The organism is Clavibacter rahimiani (assembly GCF_052654495.1).
Genome location: NZ_CP199790.1, coordinates 2,844,483 through 2,858,149 on the forward strand (window position 1 = coordinate 2,844,483; position 13,667 = coordinate 2,858,149).

The 13,667-nt window shown below is 68.0% G+C and carries 20 protein-coding genes; all 20 read right to left on the reverse strand.

Features of this window, described 5'->3' with window-relative positions; all coding sequences use genetic code 11:
• Position 1: 1 nt before the first annotated feature.
• The 20 genes from rplX to ACT7CP_RS13540 all read right to left on the reverse strand — a co-directional run bounded on the left by rplX (position 2) and on the right by ACT7CP_RS13540 (position 13,658).
• Positions 2-361 carry a 50S ribosomal protein L24 gene (gene rplX, locus ACT7CP_RS13445; RefSeq protein WP_043668810.1) on the reverse strand — a complete coding sequence of 120 codons (360 nt, stop codon included), beginning with the start codon at positions 359-361 and terminating at the stop codon, positions 2-4.
• Between the two features lie 2 nt (positions 362-363).
• The gene (gene rplN, locus ACT7CP_RS13450; protein WP_012039296.1) at positions 364-732 is read right to left on the reverse strand and encodes a 50S ribosomal protein L14; all 369 of its coding nucleotides are present in this window, start codon (positions 730-732) and stop codon (positions 364-366) included.
• 28 nt (positions 733-760) lie between these two features.
• The gene (gene rpsQ, locus ACT7CP_RS13455; protein ID WP_094116585.1) at positions 761-1,057 is read right to left on the reverse strand and encodes a 30S ribosomal protein S17; all 297 of its coding nucleotides are present in this window, start codon (positions 1,055-1,057) and stop codon (positions 761-763) included.
• Positions 1,058-1,059: 2 nt separating this feature from the next.
• The gene (gene rpmC / locus ACT7CP_RS13460; protein ID WP_063070794.1) at positions 1,060-1,386 is read right to left on the reverse strand and encodes a 50S ribosomal protein L29; all 327 of its coding nucleotides are present in this window, start codon (positions 1,384-1,386) and stop codon (positions 1,060-1,062) included.
• Entirely contained in the window at positions 1,386-1,805 is a 420-nt protein-coding gene (gene rplP / locus ACT7CP_RS13465; RefSeq protein WP_191147459.1) for a 50S ribosomal protein L16, read from the reverse strand. Before rplP ends, rpmC begins: the two co-directional genes overlap by 1 nt.
• A gap of 2 nt (positions 1,806-1,807) precedes the next feature.
• The gene (gene rpsC / locus ACT7CP_RS13470) at positions 1,808-2,605 is read right to left on the reverse strand and encodes a 30S ribosomal protein S3 (RefSeq protein ID WP_012039300.1); all 798 of its coding nucleotides are present in this window, start codon (positions 2,603-2,605) and stop codon (positions 1,808-1,810) included.
• On the reverse strand, positions 2,605-2,997 hold the full coding sequence (rplV, locus tag ACT7CP_RS13475; RefSeq protein WP_116054425.1) for a 50S ribosomal protein L22: 393 nt from the start codon (positions 2,995-2,997) through the stop codon (positions 2,605-2,607). Before rplV ends, rpsC begins: the two co-directional genes overlap by 1 nt.
• A gap of 25 nt (positions 2,998-3,022) precedes the next feature.
• Positions 3,023-3,304, reverse strand: a complete 282-nt coding sequence (rpsS, locus tag ACT7CP_RS13480) for a 30S ribosomal protein S19 (protein ID WP_012039302.1) — start codon at positions 3,302-3,304, stop codon at positions 3,023-3,025.
• A 12-nt stretch (positions 3,305-3,316) separates the two neighbouring features.
• Positions 3,317-4,156: a 50S ribosomal protein L2 gene (gene rplB / locus ACT7CP_RS13485; protein WP_307506231.1), complete on the reverse strand. Its 840-nt coding sequence runs from the start codon at positions 4,154-4,156 to the stop codon at positions 3,317-3,319.
• 22 nt (positions 4,157-4,178) lie between these two features.
• Positions 4,179-4,478, reverse strand: coding sequence for a 50S ribosomal protein L23 (gene rplW / locus ACT7CP_RS13490; protein ID WP_191147461.1), 300 nt, complete (start codon positions 4,476-4,478; stop codon positions 4,179-4,181).
• Positions 4,475-5,131, reverse strand: a complete 657-nt coding sequence (gene rplD / locus ACT7CP_RS13495; protein WP_307506227.1) for a 50S ribosomal protein L4 — start codon at positions 5,129-5,131, stop codon at positions 4,475-4,477. Before rplD ends, rplW begins: the two co-directional genes overlap by 4 nt.
• Positions 5,132-5,133: 2 nt before the next feature.
• The gene (gene rplC / locus ACT7CP_RS13500; RefSeq protein WP_012297754.1) at positions 5,134-5,787 is read right to left on the reverse strand and encodes a 50S ribosomal protein L3; all 654 of its coding nucleotides are present in this window, start codon (positions 5,785-5,787) and stop codon (positions 5,134-5,136) included.
• A gap of 8 nt (positions 5,788-5,795) precedes the next feature.
• Entirely contained in the window at positions 5,796-6,104 is a 309-nt protein-coding gene (gene rpsJ / locus ACT7CP_RS13505) for a 30S ribosomal protein S10 (RefSeq protein ID WP_012039307.1), read from the reverse strand.
• A 438-nt stretch (positions 6,105-6,542) separates the two neighbouring features.
• Positions 6,543-7,511: a DNA topoisomerase IB gene (locus ACT7CP_RS13510; RefSeq protein ID WP_445442597.1), complete on the reverse strand. Its 969-nt coding sequence runs from the start codon at positions 7,509-7,511 to the stop codon at positions 6,543-6,545.
• 165 nt (positions 7,512-7,676) lie between these two features.
• A complete protein-coding gene (gene tuf / locus ACT7CP_RS13515) occupies positions 7,677-8,870 on the reverse strand; it encodes an elongation factor Tu (RefSeq protein WP_043584326.1) in 1,194 nt (397 codons plus the stop codon).
• Positions 8,871-8,984: 114 nt separating this feature from the next.
• Positions 8,985-11,099 carry an elongation factor G gene (gene fusA / locus ACT7CP_RS13520; RefSeq protein ID WP_413961527.1) on the reverse strand — a complete coding sequence of 705 codons (2,115 nt, stop codon included), beginning with the start codon at positions 11,097-11,099 and terminating at the stop codon, positions 8,985-8,987.
• A 47-nt stretch (positions 11,100-11,146) separates the two neighbouring features.
• The gene (gene rpsG, locus ACT7CP_RS13525) at positions 11,147-11,617 is read right to left on the reverse strand and encodes a 30S ribosomal protein S7 (RefSeq protein ID WP_012039311.1); all 471 of its coding nucleotides are present in this window, start codon (positions 11,615-11,617) and stop codon (positions 11,147-11,149) included.
• On the reverse strand, positions 11,617-11,991 hold the full coding sequence (rpsL, locus tag ACT7CP_RS13530; protein ID WP_012039312.1) for a 30S ribosomal protein S12: 375 nt from the start codon (positions 11,989-11,991) through the stop codon (positions 11,617-11,619). The genes rpsG and rpsL overlap by 1 nt, the downstream gene beginning before the upstream one ends.
• Before the next feature lie 265 nt (positions 11,992-12,256).
• Entirely contained in the window at positions 12,257-12,682 is a 426-nt protein-coding gene (locus ACT7CP_RS13535) for a DUF6121 family protein (RefSeq protein WP_445442598.1), read from the reverse strand.
• Between the two features lie 19 nt (positions 12,683-12,701).
• Positions 12,702-13,658 (reverse strand): hypothetical protein, encoded by a 957-nt coding sequence (locus tag ACT7CP_RS13540; protein ID WP_445442599.1) that lies wholly within the window; start codon positions 13,656-13,658, stop codon positions 12,702-12,704.
• Between the last annotated feature and the right edge of the window lie 9 nt (positions 13,659-13,667).

A 13,667-nucleotide genomic window follows, 5' to 3' on the forward strand; every position in this document is an offset into this window, starting at 1 on the left:
GCTAGAGGTCCTTACCTGACTTCTTGGCGTAGCGGACGCGGACGGTCTTGGAGACCCCGTCCTTCTCGACCGTCTCGGTCCGGAAGCCGACACGCGTGGGCTTCTTGGACTCGGGGTCGACGAGCGCGACGTTGGAGATGTGGATGGGCGCCTCGACGGTCTCGATGCCGCCGGTCTTGGAGCCGCGCTGCGTCTGGCCGACGCGGACGTGCTTCGTGATGAAGTTCACGCCCTCGACGACGACGCGGTTGCGCTCGACCAGGACGGACAGGACCTTGCCCTGCTTGCCCCGGTCGCCGCCCTTGGCCTGCGTGCGACCCGTGATGACCTGCACGAGGTCACCCTTCTTGATGTTCGCCATGACTAAATGACCTCCGGTGCCAGCGAGATGATCTTCATGAACTTCTTGTCCCGGAGCTCGCGGCCCACCGGTCCGAAGATGCGGGTGCCGCGGGGCTCCCCGTTGCTGTTCAGGATGACGGCGGCGTTCTCGTCGAACTTGATGTACGAGCCGTCGGGACGGCGCGTCTCCTTCTTGGTGCGGACGATGACGGCCTTGACGACCTCGCCCTTCTTGACGTTGCCGCCGGGGATCGCGTCCTTGACGGTCGCGACGATGACGTCACCGAGGCCGGCGTAGCGGCGACCCGAGCCACCGAGGACGCGGATGGTCAAGATCTCCTTGGCGCCCGTGTTGTCCGCGATCTTGAGGCGGGATTCCTGCTGAATCACTGTTGCTCCTTCATCCAAGCAGCCGGGGCTACTTGGCCTTCTCGAGGATCTCGACCAGGCGCCAGCGCTTGGAGGCGCTGAGGGGACGGGTCTCGTTGATGAGGACCAGGTCGCCGATGCCGGCGGAGTTCGCCTCGTCGTGCGCCTTGACCTTGGAGGTGCGGCGGATGACCTTGCCGTACAGCGGGTGCTTCACGCGGTCCTCGACCTCGACGACGATGGTCTTGTCCATCTTGTCGCTCGTGACGTAGCCACGACGGGACTTGCGGTAGCCGCGGTCGACCGTCGCGGTGTCCGCCGTGTTCTTCTCTTCGGCGTTCGCCATGATCAAGCCTCCTCAGCCTTCTCGGTGACGGCGGCGTCGTCGGCCTTCGCGGCCTTCTTCGTCGCCTTCTTCTTCTCGGGCTTCTCGGGGACCTCGACGGGGGCGGGCGTGGGACGGATGCCCAGCTCGCGCTCGCGGATGACCGTGTAGATCCGAGCGATGTCGCGCTTGACCGCGCGGAGGCGGCCGTGGCTGTCGAGCTGACCGGTGGCCGACTGGAAGCGCAGGTTGAACAGCTCCTCCTTGGCCTTCTTCAGCTCTTCGACGAGTCGCTCGTCCTCGAAAGTGTCCAGCTCGACGGGGGCGAGCTCCTTGGAACCGATCGCCATTATGCGTCGCCTTCCTCGCGCTTGATGATGCGTGCCTTGAGGGGCAGCTTGTGGATGGCCCGGGTGAGCGCCTCGCGCGCCGTGACCTCGTCGACTCCGGAGAGCTCGAAGAGCACGCGGCCCGGCTTGACGTTCGCGACCCACCACTCGACCGAGCCCTTGCCGGAACCCATGCGGGTCTCGGCGGGCTTCTTGGTGAGCGGACGGTCGGGGAAGATGTTGATGTACACCTTGCCGCCGCGCTTGACGTGACGCGTCATGGCGATTCGAGCGGACTCGATCTGCCGGTTCGTCACGTAGGCGGGCGTGAGGGCCTGGATGCCGTACTCACCGAACGACACGGTGGTGCCACCGGTCGCGTGGCCGGTACGACCGGGGTGGTGCTGCTTGCGATGCTTGACTCGACGGGGGATAAGCATGGTTACGCCTCAACTCCTGCTGCGGCGACCGGCGCTGCCTCGGCGGCCGGCGCGGTGCGCGGCGCGTTGGTGCGGCGATCCCCGGTTCGACCGTCGGAACGGTCGTTACGGCGCTCGGGGCGCGACGACTTCTGGTTCGCCTGCTCGCGAGCGAGATCCTTGTTGGTGATGTCGCCCTTGTAGACCCAGACCTTCACGCCGATGCGGCCGAAGGAGGTGCGGGCCTCGTAGAAGCCGTAGTCGATGTTCGCGCGGAGGGTGTGCAGCGGAACGCGGCCCTCGCGGTAGAACTCCGACCGGCTCATCTCGGCGCCGCCGAGGCGGCCCGACACCTGGATGCGGACGCCCTTGGCGCCGGCGCGCTGGGCGCCCTGCAGGCCCTTGCGCATCGCGCGGCGGAACGCCACACGACCCGCGAGCTGCTCGGCGATGCCCTGGGCGACCAGCTGCGCCTCGGCCTCGGGGTTCTTCACCTCGAGGATGTTCAGCTGGATCTGCTTGCCCGTGAGCTTCTCGAGGTCGGCGCGGATGCGCTCGGCCTCGACGCCGCGGCGGCCGATGACGATGCCCGGGCGGGCCGTGTAGATGTCCACGCGGACACGGTCACGGGTGCGCTCGATCTCGATGCGCGCCACTCCGGCGCGGTCGAGGCTCGTCTTGAGCATGGTGCGGATGCGCACGTCCTCGGCGACGTAGTCGCTGTAACGCTGCCCCTTCTTCGTGCTGTCCGAGAACCAACGCGACACGTGGTCGGTGGTGATCCCGAGACGGAACCCGTACGGGTTGACCTTCTGTCCCATTACTTGCTCGCCTTCTTCGTGGTCGACGCCACGTCCGCCTCATCCGGCGTCGCGAGGACGACCGTGATGTGGCTGGTGCGCTTGTTGATACGGAATGCGCGACCCTGTGCGCGCGGCTGGAACCGCTTGAGGGTGGTGCCCTCGTCCACGAACGCCTTGGCGATGTAGAGGTCCTGCTCCGCGAGGAAGCTGTTCGACGCGTCGGCCTTGACCCGCGCGTTCGCCATGGCCGAGGCCACCAGCTTGTAGATCGGCTCGCTCGCGCCCTGCGGCGCGAACTTCAGGATGGCCAGGGCCTCCTCGGCCTGCTTCCCGCGGATCATGTCCACGACGCGACGGGCCTTCTGGGGGGTGACGCGGATGTGACGCACGCGTGCGATCGACTCCACCATTTCTCTCCTCCTTCTCGTCGCCGCGTTAGCGACGACGACCCTTCTTGTCGTCCTTCACGTGGCCGCGGAAGGTGCGCGTGAGAGCGAACTCGCCGAGCTTGTGGCCCACCATCGACTCGGTGACGAACACCGGGACGTGCTTGCGACCGTCGTGCACCGCGATGGTGTGACCCAGCATCGCCGGGATGATCATCGAGCGGCGCGACCAGGTCTTGATCACGTTCTTGCTGCTGGCCTCGTTCGCCGAGATCACCTTGCGGAGCAGGTGGTCGTCGACGAAGGGGCCCTTCTTCAGACTGCGTGGCATCTTCTACAACTCCTACTTGCGCTTCTTGCCGGCGTTGCGGCGGCGAACGATGAGCTTGTCGCTGGGCTTGTTGATGTGGCGCGTGCGGCCTTCCTTCTGGCCCCACGGGCTGACCGGGTGGCGACCACCGGAGGTCTTGCCCTCACCACCACCGTGCGGGTGGTCGACCGGGTTCATGGCGACACCACGGACGGTCGGGCGGACGCCCTTCCAGCGCATGCGGCCGGCCTTGCCCCAGTTGATGTTGGACTGCTCGCCGTTGCCGACCTCGCCGATGGTGGCGCGGCAGCGCGCATCGACGTTGCGGATCTCACCCGAGGGGAGACGCAGCTGGGCGTAGGGGCCGTCCTTCGCCACGAGGCGCACGGAGGCGCCGGCGGAGCGGGCCATCTTCGCGCCGCCGCCGGGGCGGAGCTCGATGGCGTGGATGACGGTACCCGTCGGGATGTTGCGCAGCGGCAGGTTGTTGCCGGGCTTGATGTCGGCCGTGGCGCCTGACTCGATCTTGTCGCCCTGCTTCAGCTTGTTCGGCGCGAGGATGTAGCGCTTCGTGCCGTCGATGAAGTGCAGGAGCGCGATGCGCGCCGTGCGGTTGGGGTCGTACTCGATGTGGGCGACGGTCGCGATGACGCCGTCCTTGTCGTTGCGCTTGAAGTCGATCACGCGGTACTGGCGCTTGTGGCCACCACCGATGTGACGGGTCGTGATCCGACCCTGGTTGTTGCGGCCACCGGTCTTGGAGAGCGGGCGGAGCAGCGACTTCTCGGGCGTCGAGCGCGTGATCTCCACGAAGTCGGCGACGGACGAACCGCGACGACCCGGGGTCGTGGGCTTGTACTTGCGAATAGCCATTGGTGTTTTCCTAGTCCCGGTCTCAGCCGACAGTCGTGAAGATGTCGATGGAGCCCGACTTGAGGGAGACGATGGCGCGCTTGGTGTCCTTGCGCTTGCCCAGGCCGAACTTCGTGCGGCGCGTCTTGCCCTGCTTGTTGAGCGTGTTGACCGACGCGACCTGCACGCCGAAGATCTTCTCGATCGCGAGCTTGATCTCGGTCTTGTTCGAGCGGGGGTCCACGATGAACGTGTACTTGCCCTGGTCGATCAGGCCGTAGCTCTTCTCGGAGACGACCGGCGCGATGATGATGTCGCGGGGGTCCTTCTGGGTGGCGCTCATGCGGCAACCTCTTCCTTGGCCGTCTTCGACTCGACGAACGCGTCGAACGCGCCCTTCGTGAAGACGATGTCGTCGCTCACGAGCACGTCGTACGCGTTGAGCTGGTCGTAGGACAGCACGTGGACCGTCGGGATGTTGCGCACGCTGCGGAGGCTGACCTCGTCGGTGCGCTCCAGGACGATGAGGACGTGCTTGCTCGTGGCGATGCCGTCGAGCAGCGCGACCACGGTCTTCGTCGAGGGGACGTCTCCGGCGGAGAGGCTCTCGATGACGTGGAGGCGGGCGCCGCGCGCGCGGTCGGAGAGGGCGCCGAGCAGAGCCGCGGCGATCATCTTCTTGGGGGTGCGCTGCGAGTAGTTGCGGGGCGTCGGTCCGTGGACGATGCCACCGCCGGTCATCTGGGGCGCGCGGATGGAGCCCTGACGAGCGCGGCCGGTGCCCTTCTGCTTGAACGGCTTGCGGCCGGCGCCGGAGACCTCGCCGCGGCCCTTGGTCTTGTGCGTTCCCTGGCGCGCCGCGGCGAGCTGGGCGACGACGACCTGGTGGATGAGCGGGACGTTGGTCTGCACGTCGAAGATCGACGTGGGCAGGTCGACGGAGCCGGTGACTGCACCGGTCGCGTCGAGGACGTCGAGCTGGGTGTCGGTAGCCATGACTACTTCCCCTTCACTGCGTTGCGGACGAAGACGATGCGGCCACGCGCGCCGGGCACTGCGCCCTTGACGAGCAGGAGGCCCTTCTCGGCGTCCACGCTGTGGACGACGAGGTTCAGCACGGTGACGCGCTCGCCACCCATGCGACCGGCCATGCGCATGCCCTTGAAGACACGGCTGGGGGTCGAGGAGGCGCCGATGGAACCGGGCTTGCGGTGGTTGCGGTGCGAACCGTGCGACGCGGAGACGCCCTTGAAGTTGTGGCGCTTCATGACGCCGGCGAAGCCCTTGCCCTTGCTGGTGCCGACGACGTCGACCTTGGTGCCGGGCTCGAAGGCGCCGACCGTGATCTCCTGGCCGAGCGTGTACTCGGCGAAGTCGGCCGTGCGGACCTCGGTGAGGTGGCGGCGCGGCGTGACGCCGGCCTTGTCGAAGTGGCCGGTGCTCGGCTTGTCGGCCTTGCGGGGGTCGATCTGGCCGTAGGCGATCTGGATCGCGCCGTAGCCGTCGACCTCGGGCGTGCGCACCTGGGTGACGACGTTCGGGGTGATCTGCACGACGGTCACGGGGATGAGCTTGTTGTTCTCGTCCCACACCTGCGTCATGCCCAGCTTCGTGCCGAGCAGACCGGTGAAAGTCCTGTTAGCGGTAGACATGGGTTCCCTTAGAGCTTGATCTCGATGTTGACGTCGGCCGGGAGGTCGAGTCGCATGAGCGAGTCGACCGCCTTCGGCGTCGGGTCGACGATGTCGATCAGACGCTTGTGGGTGCGCATCTCGAAGTGCTCGCGGCTGTCCTTGTACTTGTGGGGGGAACGGATCACGCAGATCACGTTCTTCTCCGTGGGCAGCGGCACCGGGCCGACGACCGTGGCGCCCGCGCGGGTCACCGTGTCGACGATCTTCCGGGCCGAGGAGTCGATGACCGAGTGGTCGTACGACTTAAGTCGGATGCGGATCTTCTGTCCCGCCATGTGTGACTCTCTCTCTTTCGTGCGTCATGCGGCCTCGGACCGTATTGGACGCGTGTGTCCCTCGCTCGGACCGGTGCGCCTCGTGGCGTCCTGGTCCGTCGTGCACCCGGGCTCGCATCGTGGGACGCGGCCTCGGGCAGCTCGTGCACCCGCCCGCATGCGGGCGCGGAGGAGCGATGCTCATCCGGTGGGTGTCGGTGCCTGTGCTCTGCTGCCCGCGGCCTAACCTGCTCCTGGAGCGACGTGCGCTCCGGGCGGCTATGCACTGCCTGGCAGTGATCCGGTGTCTCGCGCGCAGGGCGCCGTGCACCGGAATGTTGAACTAGACGAGTTTGTCATAGTCGGGCCCCACGTGCAACCCGGGCGTGTCGCGCCCACTCCCCCGGAATCCCGGGCCTCGGGACAGCATTGGAGGGGAGCTCGACGGCCGTCTCCCGATCACCGGAACAGCAGGTTCCGGAGCTCCGTCTCCCCCGAGGCGACGCGCTGCGGGTCGATCGTCCGGCCGTGCGCGTACTCGTCGACGAGCCGCGGATCCACGTAGCTGTTCTTCGCGATCGTGGGGGTGTTGCTCAGGACCTCGGCGGCATCCCGGTACGCCTGCGCGAGCGCACGCTGCCGCTTGCCCTTCGTCTCCTCGGGGCCGTGCTTCGCGAGGCTGATCGCCGCGGCGACCGTGCCGTGCAGCGTGCGGAAGTCCTTGGCGGTGAACTCCCCGCCGGTGCGCTCCCGCACGTAGTCGTTGATGTCGGCGGCGCCGAGCGGGTGCCAGGCCGTCCCCTCCTTGTAGGCCAGGAGGCGGGCATTCGGGCCGCGGCGCTTCAGGCCCCGCACGACCTTGACGAGGTCCGGATCCCGGATGTCGCTCGACCACTCCTGCCCGCTCTTCGCGGGGAACTCGAGGTGGACGGCGTCGCCGTGCACGGTCACGTGCGAGCAGAGCAGCGTCGTCAGCCCGTGGCTCCCGTTCGACTCGGTGTACCGCTCGCTGCCGACCCGGAGGCTGCCGGTGTCGAGCATGCGGAAGCCGGCGGCGAGGGCGCGCTCGCGCGTGAACCCGTCCTGGCGGAGGTGCATCGTCACCTGCCGGCGCGCGGACGGGAGCGACTCGGCCAGCTGCAGCGCGCGGTCGAACTTGATCCGGTCCTTCTGCTCGCGCCAGGTCGGGTGGTAGATGTACTGCCGGCGCCCGGCGCTGTCGACGCCCGTGGCCTGCACGTGGCCGTTCTCGTACGGGGCGATCCACACGTCGGTCCAGGCGGGCGGGATGCCGAGGCCCTCCATGCGCGCACGGAGGTCGCGGTCGCTCACCCGGTTCCCGTCGGAGTCGAGGTAGGTCCAGCCCTTCCCGGACCGCTTCCGCGTGTAGCCCTTGCCGTTGGCGTCGCTGCGACGGAGTCTGACCATCCCTCGAACCTACGCGCAGAGCGGGAGATCGTTAGCGCACGACTGATCGCGGGCCGGCATCCGCAGGAGGCCGTGAGGACTCCCTGGGTTAACGGCCGACAGGGCCGGGCCATGACGGCCCGACCCTGTCGGAGGTGGTGCTGGTGGTGCTGGTGGAGCTGGGTGCTACTTGACGATCTTCGTGACCGTGCCGGCGCCGACGGTGCGGCCGCCCTCGCGGATGGCGAAGCCGAGGCCCTCCTCCATGGCGATCGGCTGGATCAGCGCGACGTTCATGTCGGTGGTGTCGCCGGGCATGACCATCTCGGTGCCCTCGGGCAGCGTGATGACGCCGGTGACGTCGGTGGTGCGGAAGTAGAACTGCGGACGGTAGTTCGCGTAGAACGGGTTGTGACGCCCGCCCTCCTCCTTGGAGAGGATGTACGCGGTGCCCTCGAAGTCCGTGTGCGGCGTGACCGAACCCGGCTTGACGATGACCTGGCCGCGCTCGACGTCCTCGCGCTTGGTGCCGCGGAGCAGGAGACCGCAGTTCTCGCCGGCCCAGGCCTCGTCGAGCTGCTTGTGGAACATCTCGATGCCCGTGACGGTGGTCTTGACGGTGGGACGGATGCCCACGATCTCGACGTCCGAGTTGATCGCCAGCGTGCCGCGCTCGGCGCGACCCGTGACGACGGTGCCACGACCGGTGATCGTGAAGACGTCCTCGACGGGCATGAGGAACGGCTTGTCCTTGTCGCGGACGGGCTCGGGGATGGACTCGTCGACCGCCTCCATGAGCTTGACGATCTGCTCGACCCACTTCTCGTCGCCCTCGAGCGCCTTGAGGCCGGAGACCTGGACGACGGGGGCGTTGTCGCCGTCGAAGTCCTGGCTGGAGAGCAGCTCGCGGACCTCGAGCTCGACGAGCTCGAGGATCTCCTCGTCGTCGACCATGTCGGACTTGTTGAGCGCGACGAGCAGGTACGGCACGCCGACCTGCTTCGCGAGCAGCACGTGCTCGCGCGTCTGGGCCATGGGGCCGTCGGTGGCGGCGACCACGAGGATCGCGCCGTCCATCTGCGCCGCGCCGGTGATCATGTTCTTGATGTAGTCAGCGTGACCCGGGGCGTCGACGTGAGCGTAGTGACGCTTGGGCGTCTCGTACTCGACGTGCGAGATGTTGATCGTGATGCCGCGCTGGCGCTCCTCGGGAGCGGAGTCGATGGACGCGAAGTCGCGCTGCACGTTGGTCGCCGACGGGTACTTGTCCGCCAGGACCTTGGAGATCGCTGCCGTCAGCGTCGTCTTGCCGTGGTCGACGTGACCGATCGTTCCGATGTTGACGTGCGGCTTGGTCCGCTCGAACTTGGCCTTACCCACTGTGGGTCCTCCTCAGGACTCGGTGGCAGGGCGTCCGGTTGTTCCTCGGACGCCCTGCGGATTGGAGATGGTGCTTATGTTACTGAAACGGCGGATGCCGCTCGAACTGGAGGGCTACTCGCCCTTGTTCTTCTGGACGATCTCGTCGGCGACAGCCTTCGGGACCTCGGCGTAGCTGCCGAAGCTCATCGAGTACACCGCACGGCCCGAGGTCTTGCTCCTCAGGTCGCCGACGTAGCCGAACATCTCCGACAGGGGGACGTTGGCCGTGATGACCTTGACGCCGCTCGCGTCCTCCATGGCCTGGATCTGGCCGCGGCGGGAGTTGAGGTCGCCGATGACGTCGCCCATGTACTCCTCGGGCGTGCGCACCTCGACAGCCATGAGCGGCTCGAGGAGGACAGGCTTCGCCTTGCGGGCCGCCTCCTTGAACGCCATGGAGCCGGCGATCTTGAACGCCATCTCCGAGGAGTCGACGTCGTGCGCCGCGCCGTCCAGCAGGGTCGCCTTGACGCCGACCATGGGGTAGCCCGCGAGGACGCCGACCTGGAGCGCGTCCTGGATGCCCGCGTCGACCGAGGGGATGTACTCCCGCGGGACGCGACCGCCGGTGACCTTGTTGTCGAACTCGTAGGTCTTCTCCGCGGTCACCTCCATGGGCTCGATCTTGATCTGGATCTTGGCGAACTGGCCCGATCCACCCGTCTGCTTCTTGTGGGTGAAGTCGTGCTTGTCGACGGTGCCGCGGATGGTCTCGCGGTACGCGACCTGCGGCTTGCCGACGTTCGCCTCGACGTTGAACTCGCGCTTCATGCGGTCGACCAGGATGTCGAGGTGGAGCTCGCCCATGCCCTTGATGACCGTCTGGCCGGTCTCCTGGTTGTGCTCCGTGCGGAAGGTCGGGTCCTCCTCAGCGAGCTTCTGGATCGCGAGACCCAGCTTCTCCTGGTCGGCCTTCGTCTTCGGCTCGATCGCGACCTCGATGACGGGCTCGGGGAACGTCATGGACTCGAGGACGATCTGGTCCGTCGGGTCGCAGAGCGTGTCGCCCGTGGTCGTGTCCTTGAGGCCGATCACCGCGTAGATGTGACCGGCGGTGACCGAGTCGACCGGGTTCTCCTTGTTGGAGTGCATCTGGAAGATCTTCCCGATGCGCTCCTTCTTGCCCTTGGTCGAGTTGATGACCTGGGCGCCGCTCGCGATGTGGCCCGAGTAGACCCGGACGTACGTGAGGCGACCGAAGAACGGGTGCACCGCGACCTTGAACGCGAGGGCCGAGAACGGCTCCGTCGAGTCGGGCTTGCGGATGATGATCTTCTCCTCGTCGCGCACGTCGTGGCCCTCCATGGGGGGCACGTCGAGCGGGCTGGGGAGGTAGTCGATCACCGCGTCGAGCATCGGCTGGACGCCGCGGTTCTTGAACGCGGAGCCGCACAGCACGGGGTAGATCTCGCTGTTGACGGTGAGCTTGCGGATGGCGGCCTTGATCTCCGCCACCGTCAGCTCCTCGCCGCCGAAGTACTTCTCGAGCAGCGCGTCGTCGGTCTCGGCGACGGTCTCGAGCAGCTTGGCCCGGTACTCGTCCGCCTTCTCCTGCAGATCCGCGGGGATCTCCTCGATGTCGTACTTCGCACCGAGCTCGACGTCTCCCTTGGAGTCGCCGCGCCAGGTCAGCGCGCGCATCTCGACGAGGTCGATGACGCCCTCGAAGCTGCTCTCGGCGCCGATGGGCAGCTGGATGACCAGCGGCTTCGCGCCGAGGCGGTTGATGATCGTGTCGACCGTGAAGTAGAAGTCGGCGCCGAGCTTGTCCATCTTGTTGACGAAGCAGATGCGCGGCACGTCGTACTTGTCGGCCTGGCGCCACACCGTCTCGGACTGGGGCTCGACGCCCTCCTTGCCGTCGAACACGGCGACCGCGCCGTCGAGGACGCGGAGCGAACGCTCCACCTCGACGGTGAAGTCGACGTGCCCGGGGGTGTCGATGATGTTGATCTGGTTCTTGTTCCAGAAGCACGTCGTCGCGGCGGACGTGATCGTGATGCCGCGCTCCTGCTCCTGAGCCATCCAGTCCATCGTGGCGGCGCCGTCGTGGACCTCGCCGATCTTGTGAGTGATGCCCGTGTAGTACAGGATGCGCTCGGTGGTGGTGGTCTTGCCGGCATCGATGTGAGCCATGATGCCGATGTTGCGGACCTTGTTCAGGTCGGTGAGCACGTCCTGTGCCACAGGTTCCTCCGAAAGGGGTTGGTGGTGCTGTCGAACGAGGTGGACGACTACCAGCGGTAGTGCGCGAAGGCCTTGTTCGACTCGGCCATCTTGTGGGTGTCCTCGCGGCGCTTGACCGCGGCACCGAGGCCGTTGGATGCGTCGAGGATCTCGTTGGTGAGACGCTCGGTCATGGTCTTCTCGCGACGCGACTTGGCGTACGTCGTGAGCCAGCGGAGGGCGAGGGTGTTCGCGCGGTGCGGCTTGACCTCGATCGGCACCTGGTAGGTGGAGCCACCCACGCGGCGCGAGCGGACCTCGAGGGCCGGGCGGACGTTGTCGAGCGCCTTCTTCAGCGTGACGACGGCGTCCTGGCCGTTCTTCGCGGCGACGCCGGCGAGGGCGTCGTAGACGATCTTCTCGGCGAGGCCCTTCTTGCCGTCGAGCAGGATCTTGTTGACGAGCTGGCTGACGATCGGCGCACCGTAGACGGGATCTGCGACGACAGGGCGCTTGGGGGCGGGACCCTTGCGAGGCATTACTTCTTCTCCATCTTCGCGCCGTACCGGCTGCGAGCCTGCTTGCGGTTCTTCACGGCCTGGGTGTCGAGCGCGCCGCGGACGATCTTGTAGCGCACGCCGGGGAGGTCCTTCACGCGACCGCCGCGGACGAGCACCATGGAGTGCTCCTGGAGGTTGTGGCCCTCACCGGGGATGTAGGCCGTGACCTCCTGGCCGTTGCTGAGCTTGACGCGGGCGACCTTGCGGAGAGCCGAGTTCGGCTTCTTCGGGGTGGTCGTGTACACGCGGGTGCAGACGCCCCGCTGCTGGGGGTTGGCCTTCAGGGCGGGCGCCTTGGTCTTGACGACCTTGGGCGTGCGGCCCTTGCGGACCAGCTGCTGGATGGTTGGCACTACGGGACTCCTCGATGCTGCACGGTGACAGCGGGTTGATGGTCAGCATTCGATGCCCGTAGGACGGGATCGAGTTCAACTGGACCCGCGCGTCCGCCGTCCACGGGAGTGGGAGGCGCCGGCGGGTATGCCGTGGGGGCCGGCCGAATGGACGAACCCTGATCGGTGCGCTCCCGGCCCGCTCGGACGTCCCGACTTCACGGCACGACACGAGCGCACGCCTGAGCGCACACCCCCGCTACGATACAGTTCCGCGACTCGCCGGTCAAACGGTGGACGCGGGCCCCCGAGCGGCCAGGGCGACCGCGCCGAGGCCGAGCAGGGCCGAGATGCCGAGCACCGCGATCCCGAACGGATCCACGAGGTGGCGGCCGGCGAACGCGAGGCTCGCGAAGACGTCCGCGCCGCCGACGAGGTAGGCGACGGCGCCCACGATCCCGTAGGCGAGCCAGGCGGCGCCACCCCAGCCGAGCACGGGGATCACGGGGCTCCGGCGCTCGCGGTCCGCCTCCCGCGTGGTGCGGACGAGCCCGCCGGCGAAGACCAGCGTCGCGCTCAGCACCATGGACGGGCCGAGCAGGACGCCCGCGTCGCGCTCCGGGATCACGTCGTCACCGCCGAGCAGCGCGACGAAGCCGAAGACGCACACGACGAGCGCGACGTGCAGGACGGCGGCCAGGAGGGGGATCACTCCCCCACCCTGACACGCGTCAGCGGTGGTCCGGCTGCTCTGCCAGCTTGCGGTCGTACTCGGCGCGGGCCTCGACGTTCTTCGCCTTGACCCGGCGGCCGCGCGCGCTGATGCCGGCGCCCAGCCACGTGACGAGCTCGCGGGCGAGGAAGCCGGCGAGGATCCCGTCGGGGAACGTCACCGTGCGCTGCAGGAGGAGCGCCTGCTCCGCGGGGGCGAGGTCCATGACGCCGCCCTGCAGGAGGCGGGTGCCGACGTACGCGGCGTAGACGAGGATCGCGACGGGCAGGCCGCCGAGGACGAACGCCCACCACCTGCCGCGGTTCACGAGGAGCGCCAGCAGGACGAAGAGGATGAGGAAGGCGATCGTCGGGACGTAGAACACGGGCGACGAGAGGTACCGGCCGAACACGTCGCCGAACGCGTCCGGATTGCGGACCGAGGCGAGCAGCGCCGTGCCGAGCGAGTAGAGCAGGGCGAAGAGGATGGCGGCGACGATCGCGATCAGCACGCCGAAACCGCGGTTGCCGCGCTTCTGCGGCGGGACGGGGGCCTGGACGTAGATAGGCTGCGACGCGCTCTGCCGTGCGGTCTCCTCGTCGCGGGCGCGGCGGTCGCGCTCCTCGCGCTCGCGGGCGTCGGCATCGCGGGCCTCGCGCTCGCGGCGCTCCCGGTCCTCGACGTCGCGCTGGCGCGCCTCGGCCTCGCGGGCCTCCGCCTCGCGGGCCTCGTGCTCGCGCGCCTCGCGCTGGCGGGCCGCGCGCTCGCGCGCCTCGCGGTCCTCGTCGACGGTGGCGGCGAACGCCGTCTCGTCGAACGTGGAGGTGTCGGAGTGGCCGGAGTCGGCGGTGCGGTCGGCGGGGCCGTCGTCGAACGCGGCGACGGCGGCGACGTGGCCCTCGTCGGCGGGGCGGGGGTCCCGCGGCTGGTCGGCCTCGTCGGGCTGTCGGTGCGGGGCGGGCCTGTCGTCGGTCATGGCTCGAAC

Coding starts and splice junctions, on each gene's coding strand:
- rplX (WP_043668810.1), bottom strand. CDS start 361: ATGGCGAACATCAAGAAGGGTGACCTCGTGCAGGTCATCACGGGTCGC.
- rpsQ (WP_094116585.1), bottom strand. CDS start 1,057: ATGGCGAACGCCGAAGAGAAGAACACGGCGGACACCGCGACGGTCGAC.
- rpmC (WP_063070794.1), bottom strand. CDS start 1,386: ATGGCGATCGGTTCCAAGGAGCTCGCCCCCGTCGAGCTGGACACTTTC.
- rplP (WP_191147459.1), bottom strand. CDS start 1,805: ATGCTTATCCCCCGTCGAGTCAAGCATCGCAAGCAGCACCACCCCGGT.
- rpsC (WP_012039300.1), bottom strand. CDS start 2,605: ATGGGACAGAAGGTCAACCCGTACGGGTTCCGTCTCGGGATCACCACC.
- rplV (WP_116054425.1), bottom strand. CDS start 2,997: ATGGTGGAGTCGATCGCACGCGTGCGTCACATCCGCGTCACCCCCCAG.
- rpsS (WP_012039302.1), bottom strand. CDS start 3,304: ATGCCACGCAGTCTGAAGAAGGGCCCCTTCGTCGACGACCACCTGCTC.
- rplB (WP_307506231.1), bottom strand. CDS start 4,156: ATGGCTATTCGCAAGTACAAGCCCACGACCCCGGGTCGTCGCGGTTCG.
- rplW (WP_191147461.1), bottom strand. CDS start 4,478: ATGAGCGCCACCCAGAAGGACCCCCGCGACATCATCATCGCGCCGGTC.
- rplD (WP_307506227.1), bottom strand. CDS start 5,131: ATGGCTACCGACACCCAGCTCGACGTCCTCGACGCGACCGGTGCAGTC.
- rplC (WP_012297754.1), bottom strand. CDS start 5,787: ATGTCTACCGCTAACAGGACTTTCACCGGTCTGCTCGGCACGAAGCTG.
- rpsJ (WP_012039307.1), bottom strand. CDS start 6,104: ATGGCGGGACAGAAGATCCGCATCCGACTTAAGTCGTACGACCACTCG.
- ACT7CP_RS13510 (WP_445442597.1), bottom strand. CDS start 7,511: ATGGTCAGACTCCGTCGCAGCGACGCCAACGGCAAGGGCTACACGCGG.
- rpsG (WP_012039311.1), bottom strand. CDS start 11,617: ATGCCTCGCAAGGGTCCCGCCCCCAAGCGCCCTGTCGTCGCAGATCCC.
- ACT7CP_RS13540 (WP_445442599.1), bottom strand. CDS start 13,658: ATGACCGACGACAGGCCCGCCCCGCACCGACAGCCCGACGAGGCCGAC.